Origin of the sequence: Aquisphaera insulae, assembly GCF_011064615.1 — a bacterium.
Classification (GTDB): Bacteria; Planctomycetota; Planctomycetia; order Isosphaerales; family Isosphaeraceae; genus Aquisphaera; species Aquisphaera insulae.
Genome location: NZ_JAALJH010000169.1, coordinates 1 through 8,156, shown reverse-complemented (window position 1 = coordinate 8,156; position 8,156 = coordinate 1). Strand labels below are relative to the sequence as shown.

Genomic DNA, 8,156 nt, shown 5'->3' with positions numbered 1-8,156 from the left:
AGCCCATCCGGGCCGCCAGCCACCTGCCTTCTTCACATCCAAGGCCGCTTATAGCGAAACCCGCAGCTCGCGGATCTTCTCCCGCGCCTTACGGAGGCTTCTTCAGCGAGCGATCAAGCAGGCGGCAACGTTCGCCACCGCGGCCGACAGGTCCTTCAGGAAGGCCGCGGCGGGGGCACCATCGACGGCGGCGTGATCGAAGGTCAGGCTGAGGACCATGTGATCGCTCGGGAGGGTGCGACCGGCGGGGCAGGGGACCGGATGGCGATGGATGGCCCCGAGGCCGAGGATGGCGATCTCGGGGTAGTTGATGATGGGCGTGAAGGCGTCGATCCCGAACCCGCCCAGGTTCGTGATCGTGAAGACGCCTCCCTGCATGGCGTCGGCCGCCAGCCGGCCCGTGCGAGCCTGATCGATGAGCGCCCGGGACGCCGTCGCGACCTCGATCACGGACTTCCGGCCGGCGTCCCGGATCACCGGCACGAGCAGGCCCTCGGGCGTATCGACCGCGATCCCGACGTGGAGCCCATCCTCCGCGGCCTGCAAAAGGGACTCATGGTCGTCCTGCCAGCGAGCGGCCATGTGCGGGTGAGACCGGAAGGTCCCGGCGACCAGGCAGACCATGATGTCGGTCAGGGACGGGATGATCGTCGCGCCCCGGGCCTTGAACTGCTCCCGGAGCCCCCGGAGATTCGTCGCATCGGCAACCGTGGTGATGGTCACCGGGATGGTCCGCTCGCGGCTGAGCCGGAGCCGGTCCGCGATCGCCTTGCGGCGAGGCGAGACGCGCACGAGCCTCGGCCCGGAGGCCGGCGTCGACCTCGGGGAACTCGTCCCGGCGGGCGCGGCGACGTCTGCGGCGGCCCGGACGTCACGCTCGCGGACGCGGCCTCCCTGGCCGGTCCCTCGGACCACGGTCCAGTCCACCCCCAGCTCCGCCGCGACGCGGCGGGCACGAGGACTCGCGATCGTCGACGCGAGCGGGCGGGACTCCGCGACGTCAACCGCAACCGCCGGCCGACTCTCGGGGAGAGCCGTCGATCCCGGAGACTCCGCCGGTGCCTTGGCGGTCGTTTCCGACGGGCCGGGGACCGGCTCGCCGGGGACGAGCAGGTAGCCGAGCAGGTGCCCGACGGGGACCACGCTTCCGGGTGCGGGAGAATCGTCGGGGACGTGCAGGATGCCCGCGTCGAGCGATTCGATCTCCTGGAGGGCCTTCTCCCCTTCGAGCTCGAACAGGATCTCGCCGGCGGCCACGGGCTCGCCGGGCCGCTTGCGCCAGCCGACGAACGTGCCCTCTTCCATCGACCAGCCAAGCCGCGGGACGCGGATCTCGTGAGGCATGTTCCACGCTCACTCTTTCATCAGATTCCGAATGGCGTCCGCGATGTCGCGCGGCCCCGGGACGACGGCCTCTTCCAGCGACGGGCTGTAGGGCGTGGGACAGGATGCGCCGGTCAGCCTCCGGATCGGGGCGTCCAGGTCGTCGAAGCCGTCCTCGACGACGCGGGCGGCGATCTCGGCGCTGAAGCCATAAGGGGCCGGGGGCTCGTCGACGATCAAGAGCCGTCCGGTCTTGTGGACGGATCGCAGGATCGACCCGGTGTCGAGCGGAGCAACCGTCCGGGGGTCGACCAGCTCGACGGAGATCCCCTCGCGTTCGAGCTCGTCGCAAATTGCCAGGGTGTGGTGGACCATCCGCGCCAGGGCCACGACGGTGAGGTCCCGACCTTCGCGGACCACCCGGGCCTTGCCGAACTCGATCTCGTAGTCGGAATCCGGGACGGGCCCCTTCGTCTGGAGGATCTCGCGGTGTTCCAGGAACAGGACGGGGTCGTCGGATCGCAGCGCGTGCCTCAGCAAGCCCTTGGCGTCGAAGCCCGACGACGGGACCACGACCCGCAGCCCCGGCACCTGCCCGTAGATCCCGTAGTAGCTGCCCGAGTGGTGGGTCGCGGCGGAATGGCCGATCCCGATGCAGCCGCGGAGCAGCACCGGCATCGTCAGCCGGCCGCTCGACATGTACTGCATCTTGGCGATCTGGTTGACGATCTCGCCGAAGCCGTCGAGGACGAAGTCGGCGAACATGAAGTCGATCACGGGGCGTGTCCCGGTCATCCCGGCGCCGCAGGCGAGCCCCACGAAGCCGCGTTCGGAGATCGGCGTGTCGCAGAGCCGCTCGGCGCCGAACCGGTCGTAGAGCCCCTTCGTGGTCACGAAGTTGCCGCCGCGCTTGCCGATCCCTTCCCCCATGACGAAGATCCGGGGGTTGCGCTCCATCTCCTCCGAGAGCGCCTCCAGTGTGGCCTCGGAGAACGTGAGCGTCCGGGAGGACGGCGGCGGCTCCGGCTCGAGCGGCCGCGAGGGGGAGCCCTCGGCGTAGACGTGCTGCGTCGCGGTCTCGGGCCCGGGGGGCGGGGAGGCTTCCGCGAAGGCGCGCGCGTCGAGCACCCCGGCCCGGACCTCCTCGTCGATGGCATCGAGCTGCCGGGCCAGATCGTCCGCGGCGAGTCCCGCCGGCGGGCTCTCGGACGCCGCCCGCCGCAGCCGGGCGATCGGACATCGCGCCTTCCAGGCCTCGACGTCGTCCTTCGTCCGATACGTGAAATCGCCCATGCCTTCCGCGTGGGCCCGGGTGCGATAGGTCTTGCACTCGATCAGGGTCGGCCCGCCCCCGGAGCGGGCCCGCGCCACGGCCTCGCCGGCGACGCGGTGGACCTCGAGGGCGTCGTTGCCGTCGATCTCGATCCCCGGGATCCCGTAGGCCGCGCCCCGGCGGCCGACGTCCGGGATGCCGCTGGCGTAGGCGAAGGGGACCTCGGTCGCGAACTGGTTGTTCTCGCAGACGAAGAGCACCGGGAGCTTCCAGATGCTGGCCATGTTGAGCCCTTCGTGGAAGGCACCGTTGTTGACGGCGCCGTCTCCGAAGAAGGCCACCGCCACGGTCCCGTTGCGGAGCACTTTGGAGCTGTACCCGCCCCCGCAGGCCTGCAGGATGCAGGGGCCGACGATGCCGCTGGTCCCCATCATGCCGATCTCGGGCGAGAACAGGTGCATGCTGCCGCCGCGGCCACGCGAGCAGCCGGTGGCGCGGCCGAAGAGCTCGGCCATCAGCTCGCGCGGCGGCAGCCCTTTCGCTAGCGCGTGGCCGTGGCCGCGGTGGGTGCTGAAGACCACGTCGTCCGCCTTGAGGTGGGCGCAGACGCCGGCCGCGATCGCCTCCTCGCCCACGTAGGTGTGACAGGCCCCGTGGATCAGACCGCGCTGATGGCATCGCGCGAGCTCTTCCTCGGTCTGCCGGATCACCTGCATGGTGCGGTAGAGCCGGAGCAACGTATCGAGGGGGGTCACGACCTGGGTCTGGCTCATTCGCGGCTACCTCGTCTCTTCCGCCCGAAAGGCCTGTACGGGGAACGATTGATGGCCCGGCGTCCCGCCGGCGTTCATCGCGAGGTTCCCCCCGTCCATGGGGATGATCGCGCCGGTGATCCACGCCGAGGCGTCGGAGGCCAGCAGCACGGCGAGGCCCATGATGTCCTCCGGCCGGCCGAGCCGGCCCGCGGGGATCCCGCGCAGGAAGCGGCCTTCCAGGGTCGGGTCGTCGGCCATCCGGGCGGAGAGGCTCGGGTTGACGACCTGGGCCGGCGTGACGCAGTTCACCCGGACGCCGCGGTGGCTCCACTCGGTGCTGAGCTCGCGGGTCATCTGCACGACCGCGCCCATCGCCATGCTGTAGGCGATGTGGCCGCGGCCGAGGGCCGTCGTGCTCGCCAGCGAGCCGATGTTCATGATCGAGCCGTGCCCCCGGGCGAGCATCCGGCGCCCGGCCTCCTGGCACATCGCGAACCGGCCGACGACCAGGTTCTGCAAGACCCGGTGGAGCTCGGCGATCGTCAGGTCCTCGGGCCTGGCCAGGGACCCGTCGCCCGCGATATTGCCGAGGAAGTCCACCCGGCCGAACGCGTCGTCGACCTCGCGGAAGAGCCCGGCGATGGCCTCGGGGTCGGACACGTCGCACGCCGACACCAGCGCACGCCGGCCGAGTGCGCGGATCCGGTCCGCGGTGGACTCCGCCCCGGCGAGCTGACGGTCCACCAGGACCACGTCGGCCCCCGCCTCGCCGATCGCCAGGGCGGTCGCCCGCCCCATGCCCTGGGCGGCCCCCGAGACCACGGCGACCCGGCCGGTCAGGTCGAACAGGCTCATCTCGAACATCCCTCTCGCTTGACCATGGAATCTCCCTGCCCTCATCGGTCGGGCACCAGCGACGAGGCACCCCGGGGACGGATCACGAGGACGTCATGTAGGGCCAGATCTTGAAGACGAACACGAGCGCCGCCAGCCCCAGGTAGAAGACGCCGCACCCGAGGACCCCGGCGACGTGATACCATCGCGGGCGCAGCTCGGGCGGCAGGAGCCGGAGGTTGATCCACAATAGCTGAAACGAGGTGACCCCGATGGCCAGGTTGTTGAAGTTGGCGATGAAGTCGGTCATCAGTCGGGGCGCATTGCTGAAGTAGTAGGCGCACGCGAAGGACCAGAGGACATAGCTCCCCAGGATCGAATAGTAGATGAACTTCACCTGGTGCGGCTCCATGGTCGCGCGGACCCGCCGGCTGGCGCTCCAGATGGCATCGGTCCAGCGCCGGCTGAAGTCGTCCACGATCGACATCTGGCTCGGGAGCATGACCACCAGCCCGGTGAACAGGGCCGCGATCCAGAGCAGCTTCCCCACCATCGGGCTGGAGGCCGCGTGCCGCAGGCCGTCGGCCGTGATGGTCGACTGGGCCACGCTGGCCTGCTCGGGGGTGATCGTTGAGAAGTGGGCGAACTGCATGGAGAGTAAGGCCGGCAGGGCCATCCCCATGAAGCAACCGGGCGCCCAGATGAGGACCTGGTCGGTCAGGACGTAACGCCACCAGCCGCGCCAGCGCCGGAGGTTCTCGCTGGTCAGCGGGAAGACCTTGCCGACGTGGCTGAGCGCGACGTTCCGGCCGCCGATGGCGCTGGGGATCGCCCCCACCCGTCCCCCCATCCCCCACCCCTTGTCGCGGACGAAGTTGGAGTAGGTCGAGTTCGCCAGGCCGCCCCCGCCGGCGTACCCGGCGAAGGCGCCGAGGACCACGATGCTGGCCGTCGAGACGACGGGCCATTCGCCGGTCGCCCAGAGGTGCGCGAACCCGTTCGCCACCACCTCGCCGCCATGGCCGTCGCCGACGGGGACGTTCCCGAATTTGAGGAAGCCGCTGAAGACGTTCCACCAGCTCGAGGCGCCGACGCACGTCGCCCCGATCGCCAGGCAGAACCCCAGGACGATGACGACCTTGGCGGTCATCACCGCCTGAAGGACGTTGTAGACCTTGCCGCCGAGCAGCACGGGGAGGGCGACCGCGAGGAGGCATGCGTAGGCGAGCGGGGTGACCAGCCAGCGGTCGTCCGGCGTGGGCGGACGGTCGAGGATCAGCGCCGCGATCATCGCCGCCCCGTGGGTCGAGAGCCCGGGGACCAGGGCCGAGACGTTGAGCGTCAGCATGACGCCGACCCAGAAGAGCGGCCCGGGGCGGCACCGCATGAAGCCGGTGAAGACCGGCTCCCCGCAGTACAGGGCATAGCGCCCGCACTCCAGGTTGTAGAAGACCTGGACGACGATCGCGACCGTGGCGATCCACATCATGGAGCCGCCGTACCGGGCCGTCACCGTCGGCCCGAGGAGCCACTCCCCGCCGCCGATCTGGATCCCCATCATGACGATCCCGGGGCCGATGAAACTGGCCCAGTTCCGCCAGCTCAGCCCCTTCGGCTCGGCCAGGTCGTCGGTCGTCCACGCGGGAATCTGGTTGTCCTGGAACATCGGCCGGGCCTCTCCGCTCGCGAGCCGCTTCCGTGCCGTGGAGTACGATGGCCGCCCCGGTCCCCGTAGCCGCCTCGGGCCGTCGAGGCGGCGCTCAGGACGCCTCCTCGACGACCGGATTCGTGAGCGACCCGATCCCCTCGATCTCGACGGTGACGGTGTCGCCCGGTTGCAGGAACACGGGAGGCTTGCGGGCGCCGCCGACGCCGTGCGGCGTGCCGGTCAGGATCACGGTGCCGGCCGCGAGCGTGGTGCTGCCGCTGAGGAACTCGATCAGGGTCGGCACGTCGAAGATCATGTCGTCGGTCTTCCAGTCCTGCATCGTCCGGCCGTTGAGGATCGTCCGGATCCCCAGCGCATTCGGGTCGGCGATCTCGTCGGCCGTCACGAGGCAGGGGCCGAGCGGGCAGAACGTCGCGAAGGTCTTGCCGCGGCACCACTGGGTGCCGCCGTGCTTCAACTGCCAGTCCCGCGCGCTCACGTCGTTCGCGCACGTGTAGCCAAGGACGTAGTCCAGCGCCTCGGCCTTCGGCACGTTGCGGCACGCCTTGCCGATGACCACGGCGAGCTCGCATTCGTAGTCGACCGCATCGCTCCGGAGCCGCCTGGGCAGCACGATCGGGTCGCCGGGATTCTGGAGCGCGCCGCTGTTCTTCATGAACAGGACGGGGAACTCCGGGATCGGCTGATTCCCCTCGGCCGCATGCCTGCGATAGTTCAGGCCGATGCAGAGGATGTCCCGGGGCTCGATCGGCGCCAGCAGCTTGAACCCCTCGACGACCTCGCCCGTGTCGGCGGGCTTCCCGAACACGTCACCGGCGAGGCGGGTGGCCCGGCCGTCGTCGTGGAGTCGCCCGTGGTGGACCGTGCCGTCGGCATCCCGGTAGCGAATGATCTTCATGGTCGACTCCCTGTTCGATGGTCCTCGATGCAAGTGCTCGGCCGGATCGCCCGGGCGATCCATTCAGGACCGAGGCATCACCCCGTTGACGACGTTCGGTGGCGCCTCTCCGCTCAGCACGCGGAGGACGATCTGCGCGGCCGTCTCGCGGAGCCGCCGCACCGCCTTCACGCTCGCCGACGCGATGTGAGGGGCCGCGATCACGTTGGGCAGGGAACGGAGCGGGCTATCCGGCGGGATCGGCTCCGGGTCGCAGACGTCGATCGCGGCGGCGCCCACCTGCCCGGACAGCAGGGCCGCGACGAGCGCCGAGGTCTCGATCAGGTCGCCCCGCGCGAGGTTCACGAGGATCGCGCCCGACTTCAGGCTCGCGATCGTCGCCGCGTTCAGGAGCCTTCGGGTCTGCGGGGTCGAGGGGCAGTGCAGGGTCACCACGTCGGATCCCGCCAGCAACGCCCCCAGGGAGACGGGCTCGCAACCCGCGGCCCGGACCTGGTCGGCGGATACGCCCGGATCGGCCACCAGGCGGCGGCACTTGAAAGGGGCGAGACGCGAGGCCACCTCGCGCCCGATCCGCCCGAATCCGACGATCCCCACCGTCTGATCGCAGAGCGTGCGCAGGCGGTCGAGCGGCGTGGCGAGGCCCCAGGCCCCGTCGCGAATGTTCTGGAGGTTCGGCACGACCTGGCGGGTCGTCGCGAGGATGAAGGCCAGCGTATGATCGGCCACCTCGTCGATGCAGTAGTCGGGCACGTTGCAGACGGGGATGCCACGGGCCCGGGCGGCGTCCAGGTCCACGTTATCCACGCCGATCCCGTACCGCACGATGACCCGCGCCCTCTGCATGGCCCCGATCACCTCCTCCCGGATCTGGGCGAACTGGGTCAGGACGGCGTCGGCCTCGCGGACGAGCGGGATCAGCGTCTCGACGCTCTTGCACTGCCCCGCGACCAACTCCGCGCCCGCCGGGCGGAGGATCTCGGCCTCGATGTCGAGCGTCGGAAAGGTTGCGTCCGTCACGGCGACCGTCGGCATGCGAAACCCCTCATCGTCGGGTGGAGAACCGTGCGCAACCCGCCCGTGGCCGATCCGACGAACGGCTGATGACCGATCGCAGGGCCTGGCCCGCAAGACTCGGATTCGACTGACCCCGGGGAAGATTGTCATACAATCTAGGGAGCGCGCGGAACGCCCACAAGCCCCAAGCCGCGGAAGATCCGGAAGACGTCCTCATCACCGCGCGCAGCCCGCACCTCGGCTCATCCGGCGGAAGCGTGTGCGGGCTTCAGGACGAGGCCAAATCCGGCCCTCCCCCTTACCAAGCTCTGCTTTACCCACAAGTGGAAGTCGAGCGAGGTCGCACGTCGAACAGGGCGAGCCATTCCGGTCCCCTCCCTCCTGTGT

The 8,156-nt window shown here is 70.1% G+C and carries 6 protein-coding genes; all 6 read right to left on the bottom strand.

Annotation, left to right across the window (positions count from 1 at the left end; translation table 11 throughout):
• Positions 1–102: 102 nt before the first annotated feature.
• Positions 103–1,344 carry a dihydrolipoamide acetyltransferase family protein gene (locus G6O54_RS36135; protein ID WP_165235673.1) on the bottom strand — a complete coding sequence of 414 codons (1,242 nt, stop codon included), beginning with the start codon at positions 1,342–1,344 and terminating at the stop codon, positions 103–105.
• Positions 1,345–1,353: 9 nt separating this feature from the next.
• Entirely contained in the window at positions 1,354–3,369 is a 2,016-nt protein-coding gene (locus tag G6O54_RS36130; protein WP_165235670.1) for an alpha-ketoacid dehydrogenase subunit alpha/beta, read from the bottom strand.
• Between the two features lie 6 nt (positions 3,370–3,375).
• Entirely contained in the window at positions 3,376–4,206 is an 831-nt protein-coding gene (locus tag G6O54_RS36125) for an SDR family NAD(P)-dependent oxidoreductase (RefSeq protein WP_165235667.1), read from the bottom strand.
• Between the two features lie 82 nt (positions 4,207–4,288).
• A complete protein-coding gene (locus G6O54_RS36120; RefSeq protein ID WP_165235664.1) occupies positions 4,289–5,851 on the bottom strand; it encodes an Nramp family divalent metal transporter in 1,563 nt (520 codons plus the stop codon).
• A 94-nt stretch (positions 5,852–5,945) separates the two neighbouring features.
• A complete protein-coding gene (locus G6O54_RS36115) occupies positions 5,946–6,752 on the bottom strand; it encodes a fumarylacetoacetate hydrolase family protein (RefSeq protein WP_165235661.1) in 807 nt (268 codons plus the stop codon).
• 63 nt (positions 6,753–6,815) lie between these two features.
• Positions 6,816–7,787, bottom strand: a complete 972-nt coding sequence (locus tag G6O54_RS36110; protein WP_165235658.1) for a C-terminal binding protein — start codon at positions 7,785–7,787, stop codon at positions 6,816–6,818.
• Positions 7,788–8,156: the final 369 nt, after the last annotated feature.

Coding starts and splice junctions, on each gene's coding strand:
- G6O54_RS36135 (WP_165235673.1), bottom strand. CDS start 1,344: ATGCCTCACGAGATCCGCGTCCCGCGGCTTGGCTGGTCGATGGAAGAG.
- G6O54_RS36125 (WP_165235667.1), bottom strand. CDS start 4,206: ATGAGCCTGTTCGACCTGACCGGCCGGGTCGCCGTGGTCTCGGGGGCC.
- G6O54_RS36115 (WP_165235661.1), bottom strand. CDS start 6,752: ATGAAGATCATTCGCTACCGGGATGCCGACGGCACGGTCCACCACGGG.
- G6O54_RS36110 (WP_165235658.1), bottom strand. CDS start 7,787: ATGCCGACGGTCGCCGTGACGGACGCAACCTTTCCGACGCTCGACATC.
- G6O54_RS36120 (WP_165235664.1), bottom strand. CDS start 5,851: ATGTTCCAGGACAACCAGATTCCCGCGTGGACGACCGACGACCTGGCC.
- G6O54_RS36130 (WP_165235670.1), bottom strand. CDS start 3,369: ATGAGCCAGACCCAGGTCGTGACCCCCCTCGATACGTTGCTCCGGCTC.